Genomic DNA, 18,064 nt, shown 5'->3' with positions numbered 1-18,064 from the left:
GTACCCCCCGCCCGCCGTCCCCCCCACCCCCGAGAACAACCAGGCAGGGAGGCAGTAGCCCGTGTCGACACCCCACCCCGCGACACCCACCGGCATCTGGCTCATCGGAGCCCGCGGCTCCGTCGCCACCACCACCATCACCGGCTGCGCCGCACTCAACGCCGGACTGCACCCACCCACCGGCATGGTCACCGAAACCCCCGCCTTCGCCGCCTCCCGGCTCCCCCCACTCGACTCCCTCGTCTTCGGCGGCCACGACACCCACCACACCCCCCTCCCCAAACGAGCCGAGGAACTCACCACCGCCGGCGTCCTCCCACCCGGACTCACCAACGCCCTCCACACCGAACTCACCACCACCGACCAGGACATACGCCCCGGCGGACCCCACCACGGCGACACCCGCACCGACAACGAACTCATCCACGCCTTCGCCACCGACATCACCGCCTTCCGCGACCGCCACACCCTCGCCCGCGTCATCGTCATCAACCTCTCCACCACCGAACCCGCACCCCCACCGGACGCCGAACGCCTCGCCCCCAGCTCCCTCTACGCCGCGGCCGCCCTCCGCGCCGGCTGCCCCTACATCAACTTCACCCCCTCCACCGGGCTGCACACCCCGGCCCTCCAGGCCGCCGCCGCGGCCGGCGGACTTCCCCACGCCGGCCGCGACGGCAAAACCGGCCAGACGCTGCTCCGCTCCGTACTCGCCCCGATGTTCGTCCAACGCGCCCTGTCCGTACGGGCATGGTCCGGCACCAACCTCCTCGGCGGCGGAGACGGAGCGGCCCTCGCCGACCCCGCGGCAGCCGCCGTCAAGAACACCGGAAAGGAACGCGCCCTCACCGACACCCTCGGCCACACCCCCGAAGGCACCGTCCACATCGACGACGTCCCCGCCCTCGGCGAATGGAAGACCGCCTGGGACCACATCGCCTTCGACGGCTTCCTCGGCAACCGCATGATCCTCCAGACCATCTGGCAGGGCTGCGACTCCGCCCTCGCCGCCCCCCTCGTCCTCGACCTCGCCCGCCTCACCGCCCGCGCCCACCAAGCCGGACTCTCCGGACCCCTCACCCCGCTCGGCTTCTACTTCAAGGACCCCGACGGCGGCCCCGCCTCCCTCGCCGACCAGTTCACGGAACTTCTCGCCTTCGCCGAACTGCTCCGGGAGACCCCATGACCACCCTCCTCGGCCGCCTCGGCACCCCCCGCCCCCGCCCCCGCCCCCTCGCCCCACCCTCCGCCGCCCCCCGCCGCGACCGCCCCCGCTCCCGCCCCCGCTCCCGCTCCCGCCTGCGGGCCTGGGCCGAACTCCTCCGCGTCTCCGCCACCCTCACCGTCCCCGGCGACACCCTCACCGGCGCCGCCACCCTCGGCCTCCGCCCCAACCGGGGCACCGCCCTCGCCCTCGGCGCCTCACTCTGCCTCTACGAAGCCGGCATGGCCCTCAACGACTGGGCCGACCGCGCCGAGGACACCGCCGAACGTCCCCACCGCCCCATCCCCTCCGGCCGCATCACCCCCACCGCGGCCCTCACCGCCGCCACCGCCCTCACCGCCGCCGGCCTCACCCTCGCCTCCCGCGCCGGCCGCCCCGCCCTCACCCTCGCCACCGCCCTCGCCGCCACCGTCTGGGCCTACGACCTCCACCTCAAACACACCCGGGCCGGCCCCGCCGCGATGGCCACCGCGCGCACCCTGGACCTCCTCCTCGGAGCCACCGCCACCGCCACCGCCACCGCCACCACCGCCCACCGGACAGCCCCCGCACCCACCACCCCGACCACCACAGCCACCCCCCTCCCGGCCCCGGCCCGCCACCCGGCCCTCACCGCAGCCACCACCGCACTCCCCGCGGCCCTCACCCTCGGCACCCACACCTACGCCACCACCGCCCTCTCACGACACGAAACCCACGGCGGCTCCACCAGCGCCCCCCTCACCGCCCTCGCCACCACCCTCACCCTCGCCACCCACACCACCCTCCGCCCCCACCCCACCGGCCCCCCGCAACCCGCCCACCGACTCCTCCGCACCGCCCTCGCCACCACCTACACCCGCACCACCGCCACCCCCAGCCTCCACGCCGCCCTCAACCCCTCCCCACCCCTCACCCAACGCGCCGTCGGCGCCGGCATCCGCGCCATGATCCCCCTCCAGGCCACCCTCGCCGCCCGCAACCACACCACCACCGGCACCCTCACCGCCCTCACCCTCATGGGACTCGCCCCACTCGCCCGCGCACTCTCCCGGAAGGTGAGCCCCACATGAACCCCACCCCACCCACCACCCCCCTCCGCTACGGCTACGGCACCAACGGACTCACCGACCTGCGCCTCAACGACGCCCTCGCCCTCCTCGCCGACCTCGGCTACGACGGCACCGGCCTCACCCTCGACCACATGCACCTCGACCCCCTCGCCCCCGACCTCCCCACCCGCACCCGCGACACCGCCACCCGCCTCGCCCGACTCGGACTCGACGTCACCATCGAAACCGGCGCCCGATACATCCTCGACCCCCGCCACAAACACGGCCCCTCCCTGCTCGACCCCGACCCCACCGCCCGGGCCACCCGCACCGGCCTCCTCCTCACCGCCCTCAGAATCGCCACCGACCTCGGCGCCCGAGCCGTCCACTGCTTCAGCGGCACCACCCCCCACCACACCGACCCCACCACCGCCTGGAAACGCCTCGCCCAATCCCTCACCCCCGTACTCGACGCCGCCCACACCGCCGGCATCCCCCTCGCCATCGAACCCGAACCAGGCCACCTCCTCGCCACCCTCGACGACTTCCACCACCTCCGCGAACTCCTCGGCAACCCCGAACCCCTCGGCCTCACCCTCGACATCGGCCACTGCCAGTGCCTCGAAGAACAGAGCCCCGCCGACTGCGTCCGCGCCGCCGCCCCCTGGACCCGCCACATCCAGATCGAGGACATGCGCCGAGGCATCCACGAACACCTCCCCCTCGGCCACGGAGAGATCGACTTCCCGCCCGTCCTCCACGCCCTCGCCGCCACCGGCTACCAGGGCCTCACCGTCGTCGAACTCCCACGCCACTCCCACGCCGGACCCGACCTCGCCCGCACCTCCATCGAATTCCTGCGGACAGCGGAAGCCACCCCATGCTGACCACCCGCGCCGAACTCGACCCCCACCTCGACAACACCGCCCGCACCTGGCTCGACCACGCCCTCGCCACGGCAGCCGACCCCGCCACCCCCGCCTGGGAAACACACTTCGCCACCGCCGGCCGGCACTGCGGACCCCACCACGCCGACGCCGTACGCACCCTGCTCCTCACCACCGCCCGACCCGACCCGCCCACCCTCACCCGCCTCTACCACCACGGCACCGCCGCCGAACGCCGCGCCCTCCTCCTCGCCCTCCCCCACCTCGACCACCTCACCCCGCCCACCGCCGCCCTCCCCCTCGTGGAGGACGCCCTGCGCACCAACGACACCCGGCTCATCGCCGCCGCCCTCACCCCCTACGCCGCCCAGCACCTCGCCCCCCACACCTGGCGGCACGCCATCCTCAAATGCCTCTTCACCGGCGTACCCACCGATGCCATCGCCGGGCTCGCACAACGCGCCCACGGCGACCGGGAACTCGCCCGGATGCTCCACGACTACGCCGCCGAACGCACCGCCGCGGGCCGCGACACACTCCCCGACCTCAACCGCCTGCTGACCCTGACCGGCCAGCCGCCCGAGGAGCCCCGATGCGCATCTTCGACCCCCACATCCACATGACCTCCCGCACCACCGACGACTACCAGGCCATGTACGACGCCGGAGTCCGCGCCCTGGTCGAACCCTCCTTCTGGCTCGGCCAGCCCCGCACCTCACCCGCCAGCTTCCACGACTACTTCGACGCCCTCCTCGGCTGGGAACCCTTCCGCGCGGCCCAATACGGCATCGCCCACCACTGCACCATCGCCCTCAACCCCAAAGAGGCCAACGACCCCCGCTGCACCCCCGTGCTCGACGAACTGCCCCGCTACCTCGTCAAGGACACCGTCGTCGCCGTCGGTGAAATCGGCTACGACTCCATGACCCCCGCCGAGGACACCGCGCTCGCCGCGCAACTCCAGCTCGCCGCCGACCACGGCCTGCCGGCGCTCGTCCACACCCCGCACCGCGACAAGTCGGCCGGGCTCCGCCGCACCCTCGATGTCATCCGCGAATCCGCCCTCCCACCGGAGCGCGTCCTCCTCGACCACCTCAATGAAACAACCGTAGAACACGCCACTGACAGCGGGTGCTGGCTCGGCTTCTCCATCTACCCCGACACCAAAATGGACCCCGAGCGGATGATCGCCGTCCTCAAGAGCCACGGAACCGAGAAGATCCTCGTCAACTCGGCCGCCGACTGGGGAAAGAGCGACCCCCTCAGCACCCGCCGAGTCGGCGACGCCATGCTCGCCGCCGGATTCACCGAGGACGACACCGACCAGATCCTCTGGCGCAACCCCGTCGCCTTCTACGGACTCAGCGGACGGCTCCAGCTCGACATCACCCCGCCCCCACCCCTCCACCAGGGCAACTCCATCCTCCGCGGCGGGGAATGAGGAGGCAGCGGCCATGCGCTTCCGCCACCCCGACGGCACCACCCTCCACCTCGCCTACTGCACCAACGTCCACCCCGCGGAAACCCTCGACGGCGTCCTCGCCCAACTCCGCGACCACTGCGAACCCGTCCGCAGACGACTCGGCCGCGACCGGCTCGGCATCGGCCTCTGGCTCGCCAAGGACGCCGCCCACACCCTCACCACCGACCCCGCGGCCCTGCGCCGGCTCCGCGCCGAACTCGACCGCCGAGGACTCGAAGTCGTCACCCTCAACGGCTTCCCCTACCAGGGCTTCGGCTCCGAAACCGTCAAATACCGGGTCTACCGCCCCGACTGGACCCACCCCCTGCGCCTCGCCCACACCACCGACCTCGCCCGGCTGCTCGCCGGCCTCCTGCCCGACGACGTCACCGAAGGCACCATCTCCACCCTCCCCCTCGCCTGGCGCACCGGCTTCGACGCCACCGCCGCCGAGACCGCCCGCACCGCGCTCACCACCCTCGCCCACCGCCTCGACGCCCTCGCCGACCTCACCGGCAAATCCATCCGCGTCGCCCTCGAACCCGAACCCGGCTGCACCATCGAAACCACCGCCGACGCCATCGGACCGCTCACCGGGATCGGCTCCGACCGCATCGGCATCTGCATCGACACCTGCCACCTCGCGACCTCCTTCGAGGACCCCGGAACGGCCCTCGCCCGGCTCACCGCCGCCGGTGTCACCATCCCCAAAGCACAGCTCTCCGCCGCCCTCCACGCCGAGGAACCCCACCTCCCCGAGGTCCGCGCGGCACTCGCCGCCTTCGCCGAACCCCGCTTCCTCCACCAGACCCGCACCCGCACCGCCGCCGGACTGCGCGGCACCGACGACCTCGGCGAAGCCCTCACCGGCCACGTGCTCCCCGACGCCTCCCCCTGGCGTGCCCACTTCCACGTCCCCCTGCACGCCCCGCCCGCACCGCCCCTCACCTCCACCCTCCCCGTCCTCCGGTCCGCCCTGACCGGACTCGTCGGCCCGGCCGTGCCCCTCACCCGCCACCTGGAGATCGAGACCTACACCTGGCAGGTCCTCCCGGCCCGGCTCCGCCCCCGCAACCGCGGCCAACTGGTGGAGGGGATCGCGGCGGAACTGACGCTGGTGCGGGATCTGCTGGTCGACCTCGGGCTCAAGGAGCTGCCATGACCCCCACCGGGGCCCCCTCCCCTCCCCCCTCCCCACCCACCCCCGCCCCCCGCCCCACCCCTCTCCTCGTCATCGACGTCGTCGGCCTCACCCCCCGTCTCCTCGATCACATGCCCCGGCTGAGGGCACTCGCCGTGTCCGGCTCGCACGCCCCGCTCACCACGGTGCTGCCCGCGGTGACCTGTGCCGCCCAGTCCACCTTCCTCACCGGTGTGCCCCCGGCCGAGCACGGCATCGTCGGCAACGGCTGGTACTTCCGTGAGCTGGGCGAAGTACTGCTGTGGCGGCAGCACAGCGGTCTGGTCTCCGGCGACCGGATCTGGGATGCCGCCCGGCGCGCCCACCCCGGGTACACGGTCGCGAACATCTGCTGGTGGTACGCGATGGGCGCCGATACGGACATCACCGTCACCCCGCGTCCGGTGTACTACGCGGACGGCCGCAAGGAGCCCGACTGCTACACCCGCCCTCCGTCTCTCCACGACGAGCTGACCGACAGATTCGGCACCTTCCCCCTGTTCCACTTCTGGGGCCCGGGCGCGGACATCGTCTCCTCCCGCTGGATCACGGACGCGACCCGCCACATCATGGCCACCAGCGACCCGGATCTCACACTCTGCTACCTCCCTCATCTCGACTACGACCTGCAGCGGTACGGCCCCGACGACCCGCGCTCCCACCGCGCGGCGGCCGAGCTGGACGCGGTGATGGCTCCGCTGCTCGACGACGCCCGGCAGCAGGGCCGTACCGTCGTCGCGCTCTCCGAGTACGGCATCACCCGTGTCAGCCGTCCCGTCGACATCAACCGGGCACTGCGCCGCGCCGGTCTGATCGAGGTGCACACCCAGGACGGCATGGAGTATCTCGACCCGATGGCCTCACGGGCCTTCGCCGTCGCCGATCACCAGATCGCTCATGTCTATGTGCGCCGGCCCGAGGACCTGGACGCCACCCGTGCGGCCCTGGAGGGGCTTCCCGGTGTGGAGACACTCCTCGACGACGAGGGCAAGAAGGCTCAGGGTCTCGACCACCCCCGCTCCGGTGAGCTGGTCGCCGTCGCCGAGCCCGATGCGTGGTTCACGTACTACTACTGGCTCGATGACGCCCGGGCCCCGGACTTCGCCCAGCTCGTCGAGATCCACCGGAAGCCCGGCTACGACCCCGTCGAGCTGTTCATGAATCCGCACGATCCCTATGTACGGCTCCGGGCGGCCACGGCGGTGGCCCGCAAGAAGCTCGGGATGCGCTACCGGCTCGCGGTGGTGCCTCTCGACCCGGAGCCTATTCGCGGCAGCCATGGCCGCCTTCCGCCGAGCGATGACGAAGGTCCGCTCATTCTGTGCTCCACCCCCCGCGCTGTGGACGGCCGTGTCGCGGCCACCGATGTGAAGGCCCTGCTGCTCCGGCTGGCTGGTCTCCACTGAACCACACCTCACCGACAACGAGGAGTTATCCACAATGAGCCGCTTCAGCAAGGGCGATGACGCCGAACTCTCCCGCCGTCTCAGCAGACGCGGGATGCTCGGTGTCGCGGCCGGCGCGACCGCCGCCGCGATGCTGACCACTCCCGCGAGCGGGGCCCCGGCAGCCTCCGGGGCCGGTGGGGAGCCCCGGGGGAACCGGGGGAGGGGCCGGGGCAGGCCGGTCCTGCCGCCCGGCCGTCTCGGGATTCAGCTGTACTCGCTGCGTGACAAGGTCTCCACACTGGGTTTCGCCGCGGTCTTCGCTGAGCTGGAGAGATACGGCTACGACGAGATCGAGCTCGCCGGGTACACCCAGGGCTCGGCGGGCCCCATCACCCTCGCGCGGCTCAAGCGACTGGCCCGCGATCACGGTCTGACGCCGATCGGCAGCCATGTCGGCTACTACTCCAGCGACCCGAACGCCTACACCTTCGCCCAGAACCTGGACAAGGTTCTCGACGACGCCCAGGCGCTCGGGCTGAAGCACATAGGCACCCCCGCGCCCCCGTTCCGCTACGGCACCACCGTCGACGCCTGGAAGCGGGCGGCGGAGGACTTCAATGTCTACGGCGCCGCGGCCCGGCGCCGGGGCATGAAGTTCTACCAGCACAATCACGCGGAGGAGTTCTCCTTTGCCACGGACCGCCCCGATGTCCGCCTCTACGACGTCCTTCTCGCCGAGACCGACCCCGAGCTGGTCTTCCTGGAGATGGACATCTACTGGGCGTATGTGGGACAGCACCGTTTCAGCAAGCGCCCCGACGGACGCCCCGCCCCCTTCGACCCGCTCGGCTACGTCCTGCGCCGGCCCGATCGCTATCCGCTCTTCCATGTGAAGGACGGCGAACGCGACGAGTCCGTCCGCGACGGCTACCGGATGAGCGACGTCGGCGACGGCGACATCGACTACCGCCGCTTCATGTCCGCGGTCGGCAGAACCCACGGCGGCCGCCGCGACCACCACTGGCAGGCCGAACACGACAACCCGGCCGACTCGCTCGCGTTCGCCCGCAAGTCCAGCGCCCATCTCCACGCACTGCGCGAGAACGACTGCTGACCGCCCACCCCTCCCCACCCGCGAGCCCGCCCGGCCCGCACCCCCACCGGGCGGGCCGCGCCGGGTATCCAACCGGTCACGTATGGTCACGGTCCGGGCCGGAGTGGCGAGTGGATGCCTGATCACTGCCCTGACCACGGGATATGTGGGTGAGAGGCACCTCGGACCCCTGGTATTGTTGTCCATGTCGCCGAGGGGAGAACCCGAGGCGGTCACCTTGTCCGGGTGGCGGAATGGCAGACGCGCTAGCTTGAGGTGCTAGTGCCCTTTATCGGGCGTGGGGGTTCAAGTCCCCCCTCGGACACCAACAGGAACCCCAGTTGATCTGGGGTTTTTCTGTTTCTCGGGCTGCGGCATGACCACCCACGTGACCAACAGCCGGGCGAATCTCCTGGTCGGACCAGGGATGACAGGCCGAATCGGCCCGCTCCGGAAGCGGCCAGCCGCCGCGCTCCGTCCTTACGTGAGTGCCCGTACCGGGCCATGGTGTAGCCCGGCGAGTGGTGCCGGACGTTGGCGGAGACCTCGATGGGGTTCTCCCCGGCCTCCAGGTCGTTCGTGACCTTGCTGGCCGCCAGTCGTGGATGCGGAAGTCCTCGGGCAGGTGCAGGCGTGTCCGGAGGGTGCGCCAGCGCGCCGAAACCTTCTCGGGGTCCTGCGGTCCGCTCGCCTCACTCCGGTACAGCTTGAAGCCGTCACGGGCGAAGACGAGATCATTGTCCGCCCACGCGGAGCCGAGCCGTTCCCGCTCCGCGCTCTGGCGTTCCCTCTGCCACTTCAGGACGTTCATCACGGACTGGTCCACGTAGATGACGACGTTGTCGTCGCCGTCCTTGGTGAGCTTGCGCAGCCGAGAGGTATTGCCCTCCTCGACCACGACCCAACCCAGTTCGATGGACCCCGCATCCCAGTTGATGAGGGACCACTTCATGCCGAGTGCCTCACTGCGGCGCACGCCGGTAGCGGCGTACACGGTCCACAGCGGGGCGTCCCGCAGACAGTGGTGGGTCAGGCCACCGTCACAGGCCCGGTTGCCACACCGTCCCCAGGAACCGGGTCGTCTGACCGTCGTCCAGCGTCGGATACCTCGACTCCTGCGCCCGGATCTGCCGGGCGATGGGAGGGTGAGCCGTCGCGGCGGGGTTGACGGGTATCAGCTTGGGCGCCGCCGCCCCCAACGCGCCGGACAGGATGTTGTGCATGTGGCGTACCGACTTGGCCCCGAGCGGCTTGCCCTTGTTGGTCGGGCATGGGGTCGTTTCCAGCAGCCGGTACAGGTCGTCAAGGGTGTCGTCGGTGACCTCGCACAGCTTCACGCCGCCGATGTGCGGCTTGATGTGCAGGCGGACTTTCGTCTCGTAACCGGCCATGGTCGTTCCCTCCTTCCTGTGGTTGCTCAGCCACTTGTCCAGCCAGTCACCCAGCTTCAGGTCCGAGCGGGCGGCGACCTTGCCCGCCTCGTAGTCGGTGATCCAGACCCGGAGCGCCCTCTCCGCCGCCGTCTTGTTCTTGTACTCCCGGCCTATCCAGTAGCGCTCCTGCTTCCCTGTCGCCTTGTTGAAGTGCAGGGGCGTACGCACGCCCCAGGTGTTCGCTCTGCCCGTACGCGGGATCTCCACCGGAGTCCCGCCGAGCCCGTTGCCGCGCTTGGCCACTCGGCTGCTTCCCCCTATCGGTCGCGGTTGCTATCGGGCGTCCTCGGCGGTCACGCCGCCGGGCTGAACCCTCTTGAGAACGTCGTGGGCCTTGTCCGTGAGCTGGCCCGAGGCACATGCCCCGCCATCCGGCGGGGATCACTGGCGCACCTCGCGTACGCCGCACAGGAAGGAGCCACGCTCGGTGGCTATCAGCCATCGCCAAGGCCCTGGGAATCTCGCGTGCCACCTTGTACCGGCACACGGTGAGAGCGCCTGAGGCAGGCACACAGCCGTTCTGGCAAGCCCCTGGCGTACGCGTCGGAGGCATCGTCATGCCCGAGCAGGCAGGGTCAGAGAGCTACCGCGCGCACGAGCATCGTGCCTACGGTCCTGCCTTCCGGCGGGTCGATGACGGATGCGGAAACATCTGTGAATCCATGGCCGGTGAGGAGGCGCATCCATTCGCTTGGGCTGTGGTCGTATCGCAGACCCGCCCTGCCAGGTCGCGGACTCTGACTTCCGGCAGGCAGGTGCGAGAACGCCAGAATGCCATCCGCTGCCATGCGCGCCCGGATCAGGGGGAGCAGAGTCTCCGGATCAACGAACCAGACGGCACCGGCGATCGAGAGCACAACATCGAACGTTTGGTCCGTCCCGCTCAGGAACGCCGTCGCTTCCGCTGTGCGGAACTCAAGACCTCGCAAATCGCTCCAACGTTCCCGTGCCACAACCTCACGAGCGGGGGCGATGTCCACCCCGAGACCGGACGCGCCGAGGGGCACCAGGTGTGCCAAGTTGCTTCCGCTTCCCGAGCCGAGTTCCAACACTCGGCGTCCGGCGACAGTACCTAGAAGACCCTCGTTCGGCCCGTGGTCGGCGTACTGAGTCCAGTTCAGCCAGGTCGTGTCTCCGTTGGCGTTTCTGTCCCTACGGGGCGTACTCCCGACTGCGTACCTGTCCCAGGACTCAGCCAATGACATGCAGTGTTCCTCTCCGGGAGCGGGGCTCGCCCCCAACGTACGGGGGTGAGCCCCAACTCATGCGCTTTTCAGCTCTACTTGGGCGAGTCGTGGCATCCGGCGTGGCACTGGTTGCAGTCGGCCGCGCTGTCCATATCCCACAGATCGGGGTCGATCTCGAACCCGGCCGCCTTGATGGCGTTGATCGTCCGCTCCAGAACCAGCGGACCGCCGTCCTGCGAGTCGCGCCCGTCGCCCAGTCGGGAACGTGGTGGATGTACCGGCCGAAGTGCCGGCCCGTGAAGTGGTGGTACGGGATCGAGTCCAGCATGAACGAAACGTCATCACGGGCACCTGGACCGAACAGACTGCGGCCGATGGCTACTACCAGGGAGCCCGCTATCACGGGGCCATTCAGATGCTGATCGAGCCCACCGGCCGCCGCATGGCGGGTAAGTGGGTGGGGTTCGGCAAGGATTTTGACGTGAACACCGGACCGTGGGAGCTGCGCCTACTCGACCGGTCCACGGGCCGAGCGAGCATTGAGCGGTACTCGACTCTTCCGTCATGAGCGGGATGGTTGGTCATGTGACCAACGGATGACCAACAGCGCACGGAAGCCGCAGGAAACAGCAGGAAAGAACTGGAGAAGCGCCCACCTGGATACCGCCGTTCATCGGGTATTTATGCAGGTCAGGGCATGTAAAGGCTGGTGCCTGAGTGGAGAGTTCAAGTCCCCCCTCGGACACCACGGCTCCATCACAGAACTCCCGGTACGGATTCGTCCGTGCTGGGAGTTTTTCGTTTGTCGAGGGATCTTGTCGGCTGCTGCCCGATGCCCGGCCGGGCCGGGCCGGCACCGGTGCGGGGCGGGGCGTCTGCGGTGCCGGTATCCGGCAGGGTGGGCGGGTCGCTCGGCCGTCAGGGGGCGCCGCTGTGTTCAGTGGTGCTCGGGTTCCACGGCCAGCCACAGTTCGGCGTCCGCCTCGGTCCCCTCCGGTGGCAGACGGGTGCGCAGGATCTCGGCACCGGTGCGGGTGCGGTACGGGTTCGACGGGAACCACTCGGTGAACACGTCCCGCCACAGCTCCTGGATGGCCCGCGGCACCGGCCCGGAGGTGGTGAAGACCGCCCAGGTGCCGGCGGGGACGGCCAGTGTGGTCATGCCCTCCGGAGCTCTCGCGGAGGTGACCACGCCGTGGTGGTAGTCGAGTTCGGTGCCCTCGGCGCGGCTGGGGTCCAGGCCGTCGCAGACCGCGACGATGCCGTGCGGCTCCTGGTCCGAGAGCTTCTCCAGGCGCTCCAGGGTCCGCGGGTCGAGCCCACGGACGAAGTCCATGATCGCCTGGTTCGGCCCGCTATGCACCAGCGGTACCCGGGTCCTGGGCCCCGCGACCGTGAAGTCCGCCTTGTCCACGATGCGGTAGCGCATACCGCTCCTCCCTACGACGGTGAGGCGGAAGGCCATCCGGGACTGGGAGCTGAGCGCGGCGCCGGTACGCCGGGCCTCGCCCGGTCCGATGCCGTGCATGGCCCGGAACGCCCGCGCGAACGCCTCGCCGGAGCCGTAGCCGTAGCGCACCGCGATCTCCAGCAGCGTGGCACGCCCCGCGAGTACCTCGGCGCCCGCGAGGGTGAGCCGGCGGCGCCGGATGTACTCCGACAGCGGCATGCCCGCGAGCGCCGAGAACATCCGGCGCAGATGGTGCTCCGAGGTCGCCGCGAGGCGTGCCGGCTCCGCCATGTCGACGGTCCGGTCGAGATGGCACTCGATGTGCTCCATGGCCTGGTGCAGCCGCTCCAGCACGCCCGGCGTCCTTCCTCTTCCGTCATGGCCGCTCCACCGGCGATGGCCGTGCGAGATCTCCGCTCCGACCAGGGATGTCCCGTCCCAGGCCCCGGCGGATCGCTGTCTCCACGGGTGAGTACGCGCCGTCGGCCCGCTCCAGTGCGTACGGTGCCGCGGGCATCAGCGGCGGCTGCGCCATGAAGCGCGGCCGCACCCCATGATGCGGTTGCGCCGCGTGCGCCAGGAACGGATGGCACAGGAAGACATCACCCGGGGACCCGGTGGCAAGGGCGAGTGGCCGGTGGCCGGCCCCTCTCCCGCCACAGCAGCCGCGCGCAGTCCGCCGCCACACGCGGCGCGACCGCGCCCTCCGGCTTCACGAAGCCGTCGCGAAGGAAACGGGATACCAGGGTCGTGTCGTCCATGGCCCCATCGTGCGGCGCCACCTGCTCCGGGCACCCGACATTCCCCGTGCCGTCTCTGCCGGGTGATCACGGGAGCGCGGCCGGGCGGCGTCCCAGGGGCGCGTTCTTGTACCCTGACCGGTCCGCCCGCTCCACCGGACCCGGGACACCGGCGACCAGTGGCTCGGTTGGACGGGCCAACCCGAGAGCGAGGAGCAGGAACGATGTCGTCACAGGACCACTACCAGAAGCACCGCGTCCGGGTCGGCGGCCTCGACATGGCGTACATCGACGAAGGGGAGGGCGACCCGATCGTCCTCCTGCACGGGAATCCGACGTCGTCGTACATCTGGCGCCATGTGATACCGCATGTGGTGGACCAAGGGCGCTGTATCGCGCCGGATCTGATCGGGATGGGTGACTCGGACAAGCTCCCCGGAAGCGGCCCCGACTCCTACCGTTTCGTCGAACACCGCAGATACCTGGATGAACTCCTCCAGGCCCTCGGAGTGCGCGAGCGGGTGACCCTGGTGGTCCAGGACTGGGGATCGGCCCTGGGCTTCGACTGGGCCCGCCGGCACCCTGCCGCGGTCCGGGGCATCGCCTACATGGAGGCCTTCGTGGCCACGATCCCCTCCTGGGACGACATGCCCGGCCAGGGAGCCGAGTTCCTCCGGGCGATCCGGTCCACCGCGGGGGAGGAGATGGTCCTCGGCCGGAACATGCTCGTCGAGGATGTTCTGCCGCATCAGGTACTGCGAGGGCTCTCCGAGGAGGAGATGGCCGTCTACCGGCGCCCCTACACCGAGCCGGGTGAGTCCCGCAGGCCCACCCTGACCTGGCCGAGGCAAGTCCCCGTCGCGGGCGAACCCAAGGACGTCCACGACATCATCACCGGCTACGCGGAGTGGCTCGCCACCTCGCCGATTCCCAAACTCTTCATCGAGTCGGTCCCGGGTGTCATGTTCGAAGCGCACCGTGCCATCGCCCGGTCATGGCCGAATCAGACACATCTGACGCTCACGGGCGGCCATATGGTCCAGGAGGACGCGCCCCACGACATCGGAACAGCTCTGGCCTCCTGGCTGCGGGATCTGTAGATCCGCCCACGCCCGGCCGGCCCCTTGCGCCGTCGGACTCCTGTCGTTGCCATGAGCCTCGATGATCATTACGTTGTGTCATTCGAAGATCGAGTGGCCCGGGCCGCGTGTGCGGGGGCGGCGGCGGATGACCGCGGGCCGGACCGGCTGCGCGCGCGGGCCGCCGATGCCACGGGACGCCAGAAAGTGAGCAGATACGTGCAACCGACACTCGTCCTGGTCCACGGAGCCTTCTCCAACTCCTTCTCCTTCGCACCGCTCCAGGCCGAACTGGGCCTTCTGGGACATCGGTCGGTCGCCGTCGACCTGCCGGGCCACGGTTTCGCGGCGACCTATACACACGCCTACCAGGCACCACAAGATCCCGGAGGACTCGCCGCGGCACCCGGATCGACCAGGGGTGTCACGCTCGCCGACAACGCCGCGCATCTGATCGGAGTCCTCGAACGGGCCAAGCGCAACGGGCCGGTGATCCTCGTCTCCCACAGCCGCGGCGGAGTGACGGCCACGGCCGCGGCCAACGCGCGGCCGGATCTGATCGACCGCATCGTGTACGTCTCGGCCTGGTGCCCCGTCGACCTCGACGTCAGCGCCTACTACGCCGAGCCCGAGATGGCCACGGTCGACGCCGCCTCCCTGGCCATGGCGCTGGCCGGGGACCCCGCCGAACTCGGTCTGCTCCGCGTCAACTTCCGCACCGCCGACCCGGACGCCCTCGCGGCCTTCAAGGCGGCCTTCCTGGCCGACGGCACCGACGAGCAGTTCCTGGCCTTCCTGAACCTCTTCCAGCCGGACGAGAACCTGGATGTCGGCACCTCCGCCGACCGGGCACAGGCCGGGACCTGGGGCCGTATCCCGAAGACCTACGTCCGCCTGGCCGACGACACCAGCCTGCCGCTCGCCATACAGGACCGGCTGATCCGCGAGGGCGACACCCTCACACCGGACAATCCGTACGATGTGCGCACCCTTGAGGGCAGTCATCTGAAGTGGCTGATCGAGCCGGCACCGGCGGCTCGAATCCTGGGCGAACTCGCTTCACGGATCGGCTAGCCGGGCGCGGTCGGAGGCGGTCGGCGGGAACGGGTCCGTGCGGCACCGCTCGCGGCGGGACCGCCGGCCCGGCCCGGGGCGCGGGGGCAGCGCCCTGGGACCGGCCGCGCGCTCCACCGCCGCCACCGCGTCGCCGTGACGGCCGGCGGGGCGGCGGTCGTGGATGACGAGGTGTGGCGGCCACTGTGTGATAATCGCGAGCGATCATTCAAGCAACGCGCGGACAGGGTCCGGGCCGCCCCGGTGGGGGGCCCTCGCACAGGGCCGTGCTTCCCGAGGGAGAGGACCGGCCCCATGGAGAACGAACAGGGGCCGGAGTCCGCGGAGACCTCCTCGCGGGCCGGAGCGTCCCCGGCGGGCGCGGCGGGGGAGCGGACGCCCCCCGCGAGCACGGTGCAGATCGTGGACCACGCCCTGCTGGTGCTCAAGGCGATCGCCGAGGCCGACCGGCCGCGCGGGGTGCGTGAGCTGAGCCGGGACCTGGAGATCAGCAAGAGCTCCACCCAGCGGATTCTCGCCTCCCTGGAGCGGGTCGGGCTCGCCGTCATGGACGAGAACTCCCGCAAGTACGTGATCGGTCCGGCCGCGCTCACCCTGGCCTGGCGCCACGCCGCCAACAGCGATCTGGTGACCGCCGCCTCGGAGGCCACGGCCCGCATCGCCGCCGCGACGGGTGAGACCGCGTGCGTCTCCGCCGTAGTCGACGGCCGCCGGGTGACGGTGTACGAGGTGGAGAGTTCCCAGCCGCTCCGTCTGATCACGGGGGTCGGCCGCCCCTACTCGCTCTTCTCCGGCGCGACGGGCCGGGTGCTGCTGTCGATGCTGCCCGAAGCCCATCTGGACCACCTGGTGCGGGAGCATGTCTCCGCGACCGGCGCGACCGACGCGGTGGAGATCGTCGACCGGGTCGCCGCCGCCCGCGACCGGGGGTACGCCTTCAGCCGCGGCGAGTGGATCATGGGCGGGTGCGGGGTGGCCGTGCCCATCGCGACCCAGGGCACGGTCACCGCGGCGCTGAGCATCTACGGTCCCGAGGCGCGGCTCGCGGACCAGCGCATGGCCGAGCTGGTTCCGACCCTCCAGGCGGCGGCGGCCCAGATCGCCATCCGCTGGCGCCAGCCCGTCTGACACCCGCCCGCCCGCCCACGCACCGGCCCACCTGCCGCCCCGGCTGACCGGGGTCCGCCGCGCCGGTGCGCGCACCGCGCCGTCGGCCCGCCCCGGCCGGCTTCCCCGCACTCGCGTGCCGCGCTCCTCCCGTACTCCGCGAGAGTCTCGCTCGACCGTGGTGGCCCGCCGGGACCGCCGGAGAGACGGCTCCCGGGAACCGCCGGCCCCGAGGCCCCTCGTCGCCCTCGCCGACTCGCCCGCCGCCCGCGTTCGCGGTGCGGGGCGTGCCCCTCCCGGCGGGCACGCCCCGCACCCCGATGGGCTCACGCCCGCCGCCCGCCACCCGCGTCTGCCGCCCGCCGCCCGTCGTAAACGGAGCGCGACCGCAGGCCCGGCACCGCCCGTCGTACACCGGGCGGATCACCGCCCGCACGGGTCGGACCACCGTGCCCGCACTGCCCGCAGGTGTCGGACCACCGCCCGCACCGCAGGCCCGGCGCCGCCCGCACCGGGCAGACCGCCGCCCGCACCCCCGCCCGCACGGGTCGGGCCTCCGCGAGTCGCACCGCCCGCACCCCCGCCCGCATCGCAGGCCCCGCACCGCCCGCACCGGTCGCACCACCCCGCCCCGCACCGAGCAGACCCCCGCCCGCACCCAGTGCACCGCCGCGCCCCGGCCGCCGTGGCCGGGGCGCCGGACCGCGCCGCGGCCCGCCCCGGCTCTCACCTCCGCCCCGCCCCGCCGCAAAACCTCCCCATTGACCTGGCCGAAACCCGTAGGTACGGTGTCCCAAACGATCTGGTCCACTGTCCCAGATTGCTTACGACGCCGCTGACCTCGGTCGATCCCAGAGGGAAGCGGGACCTTTGCCGCTATGCGGGCGACGTTCCACCCAGCAGAATCCGTGCACCACATCAGTCCCGGTGGACCTCGACCTGCCCGACACTCCCATCTTTCCGTAGATACGGCTTATTTCAGGAGAAATGCCCTATGATGCTCGGCTGGCGTGCACGAATCGGACAGATCCGCCCCGCGACCGCGATCGAAGGGGCCGAGGAGTGGCGCTCGGTCGCCCCCACCGGAGTGGCCTTCGCCGACGCCCGCACCATCGTTCCCCGCGTCGACGCGGAGGGTCTCCGCACGATGATGAGCCAGGTGCTGGACGCCTCCCGGCAACTCGCCACCGCCAAGGTGGACCTGATCGTGCAGTGCGGCGCGCCGGGTACCTTCATCCCGGGCCCCGGCACCGATGAGAAGGTCACCGACGAGATCAAGGCCGAGACCGGGATCGCCGCGATCACCATGATGCAGGCGACCGTCGACGCCCTGCGCGCCGTGGGCGCCACCTCGGTCGCCGTCGGCAGCATCTACACGGACGAGGTCAATGAGGCGCTGCGCGCGTACCTCACCGCCGTCGGCTTCGAGGTGCCCGTGATGGAGGGGCTCCAGATGACCGACCCCTACGAGGCCAGCGTCCACGACGCGGACAGCGCCTACCGGCTCGGGCGCAGGCTGCACAGGGCCGCCCCCGACGCCGACGCGCTGCTGATCTCCTGCGGCACCTACCGGACCTTCGAGATCCTGCCCTACCTCGAAATGGACACCGGGCGCCCCGTGGTGACCAGCAATCAGGCCTCCCTCTGGAGCGCCCTGCGGACCCTGGGGCTCCGCGACGAGATCCCCCAGCTCGGCCGCCTCGGCCGCGTGGTCTGACACCGGCCGGG

General features: G+C 71.0%; 15 protein-coding genes, 1 tRNA gene and 1 pseudogene. 14 read left to right on the top strand and 3 right to left on the bottom strand.

Translation table 11 applies throughout. The features are described from left to right. The first annotated feature begins 61 nt into the window (after positions 1 to 61). The 9 genes from ABT122_RS16660 (at position 62) to ABT122_RS16620 (ending at position 8,594) form a co-directional block, all read left to right on the top strand. Entirely contained in the window at positions 62 to 1,186 is a 1,125-nt protein-coding gene (locus ABT122_RS16660) for an inositol-3-phosphate synthase (RefSeq protein ID WP_351551744.1), read from the top strand. Continuing rightward, positions 1,183 to 2,277, top strand: coding sequence for an SCO3242 family prenyltransferase (locus tag ABT122_RS16655; protein ID WP_351551740.1), 1,095 nt, complete (start codon positions 1,183 to 1,185; stop codon positions 2,275 to 2,277). The genes ABT122_RS16660 and ABT122_RS16655 overlap by 4 nt, the downstream gene beginning before the upstream one ends. Then, positions 2,274 to 3,143, top strand: a complete 870-nt coding sequence (locus ABT122_RS16650) for a sugar phosphate isomerase/epimerase family protein (protein WP_351551737.1) — start codon at positions 2,274 to 2,276, stop codon at positions 3,141 to 3,143. Before ABT122_RS16655 ends, ABT122_RS16650 begins: the two co-directional genes overlap by 4 nt. Further along, the gene (locus ABT122_RS16645) at positions 3,137 to 3,766 is read left to right on the top strand and encodes an EboA domain-containing protein (RefSeq protein ID WP_351551734.1); all 630 of its coding nucleotides are present in this window, start codon (positions 3,137 to 3,139) and stop codon (positions 3,764 to 3,766) included. Before ABT122_RS16650 ends, ABT122_RS16645 begins: the two co-directional genes overlap by 7 nt. Beyond that, positions 3,736 to 4,584 carry a TatD family hydrolase gene (locus ABT122_RS16640; RefSeq protein ID WP_351551731.1) on the top strand — a complete coding sequence of 283 codons (849 nt, stop codon included), beginning with the start codon at positions 3,736 to 3,738 and terminating at the stop codon, positions 4,582 to 4,584. Before ABT122_RS16645 ends, ABT122_RS16640 begins: the two co-directional genes overlap by 31 nt. Before the next feature lie 13 nt (positions 4,585 to 4,597). Next, complete coding sequence (gene eboE, locus ABT122_RS16635) at positions 4,598 to 5,767, top strand: metabolite traffic protein EboE (RefSeq protein WP_351551728.1); 1,170 nt, start codon at positions 4,598 to 4,600, stop codon at positions 5,765 to 5,767. After that, entirely contained in the window at positions 5,764 to 7,191 is a 1,428-nt protein-coding gene (locus ABT122_RS16630) for an alkaline phosphatase family protein (protein WP_351551725.1), read from the top strand. Before eboE ends, ABT122_RS16630 begins: the two co-directional genes overlap by 4 nt. Before the next feature lie 34 nt (positions 7,192 to 7,225). Then, a complete protein-coding gene (locus ABT122_RS16625; RefSeq protein ID WP_351551723.1) occupies positions 7,226 to 8,287 on the top strand; it encodes a sugar phosphate isomerase/epimerase family protein in 1,062 nt (353 codons plus the stop codon). A gap of 219 nt (positions 8,288 to 8,506) precedes the next feature. After that, positions 8,507 to 8,594, top strand: a tRNA-Leu gene (locus ABT122_RS16620). Positions 8,595 to 9,306: 712 nt separating this feature from the next. Here the strand turns inward: ABT122_RS16620 and ABT122_RS16615 are convergent. Then, a complete protein-coding gene (locus tag ABT122_RS16615) occupies positions 9,307 to 9,942 on the bottom strand; it encodes a tyrosine-type recombinase/integrase (protein WP_351551721.1) in 636 nt (211 codons plus the stop codon). Positions 9,943 to 10,274: 332 nt separating this feature from the next. After that, positions 10,275 to 10,904 carry a class I SAM-dependent DNA methyltransferase gene (locus tag ABT122_RS16610; RefSeq protein ID WP_351551718.1) on the bottom strand — a complete coding sequence of 210 codons (630 nt, stop codon included), beginning with the start codon at positions 10,902 to 10,904 and terminating at the stop codon, positions 10,275 to 10,277. Between the two features lie 310 nt (positions 10,905 to 11,214). On the opposite strand from ABT122_RS16610, the pseudogene ABT122_RS16605 reads away from it, so the two are divergent. After that, positions 11,215 to 11,454 (top strand): annotated as a pseudogene (locus ABT122_RS16605) (XRE family transcriptional regulator); the annotation flags it as partial. Between the two features lie 369 nt (positions 11,455 to 11,823). Here the strand turns inward: ABT122_RS16605 and ABT122_RS16600 are convergent. Beyond that, positions 11,824 to 12,690, bottom strand: a complete 867-nt coding sequence (locus ABT122_RS16600) for an AraC family transcriptional regulator (RefSeq protein ID WP_351551715.1) — start codon at positions 12,688 to 12,690, stop codon at positions 11,824 to 11,826. Between the two features lie 610 nt (positions 12,691 to 13,300). On the opposite strand from ABT122_RS16600, the gene ABT122_RS16590 reads away from it, so the two are divergent. The 4 genes from ABT122_RS16590 to ABT122_RS16575 all read left to right on the top strand — a co-directional run bounded on the left by ABT122_RS16590 (position 13,301) and on the right by ABT122_RS16575 (position 18,053). Beyond that, positions 13,301 to 14,176, top strand: a complete 876-nt coding sequence (locus ABT122_RS16590) for a haloalkane dehalogenase (RefSeq protein ID WP_351551712.1) — start codon at positions 13,301 to 13,303, stop codon at positions 14,174 to 14,176. Between the two features lie 186 nt (positions 14,177 to 14,362). Further along, positions 14,363 to 15,229, top strand: a complete 867-nt coding sequence (locus ABT122_RS16585; RefSeq protein ID WP_351551709.1) for an alpha/beta fold hydrolase — start codon at positions 14,363 to 14,365, stop codon at positions 15,227 to 15,229. A 294-nt stretch (positions 15,230 to 15,523) separates the two neighbouring features. Next, positions 15,524 to 16,357 carry an IclR family transcriptional regulator gene (locus ABT122_RS16580; protein WP_351551706.1) on the top strand — a complete coding sequence of 278 codons (834 nt, stop codon included), beginning with the start codon at positions 15,524 to 15,526 and terminating at the stop codon, positions 16,355 to 16,357. A gap of 973 nt (positions 16,358 to 17,330) precedes the next feature. Continuing rightward, positions 17,331 to 18,053 (top strand): maleate cis-trans isomerase family protein, encoded by a 723-nt coding sequence (locus ABT122_RS16575; RefSeq protein ID WP_351551703.1) that lies wholly within the window; start codon positions 17,331 to 17,333, stop codon positions 18,051 to 18,053. Positions 18,054 to 18,064: the final 11 nt, after the last annotated feature.

This window comes from Streptomyces sp. NPDC001985, assembly GCF_040296845.1.
Taxonomy (GTDB): domain Bacteria; phylum Actinomycetota; class Actinomycetes; order Streptomycetales; family Streptomycetaceae; genus Streptomyces.
Note: the sequence above shows the minus strand (reverse complement) of the source record. Positions and strands in the feature narration are given on the sequence as shown.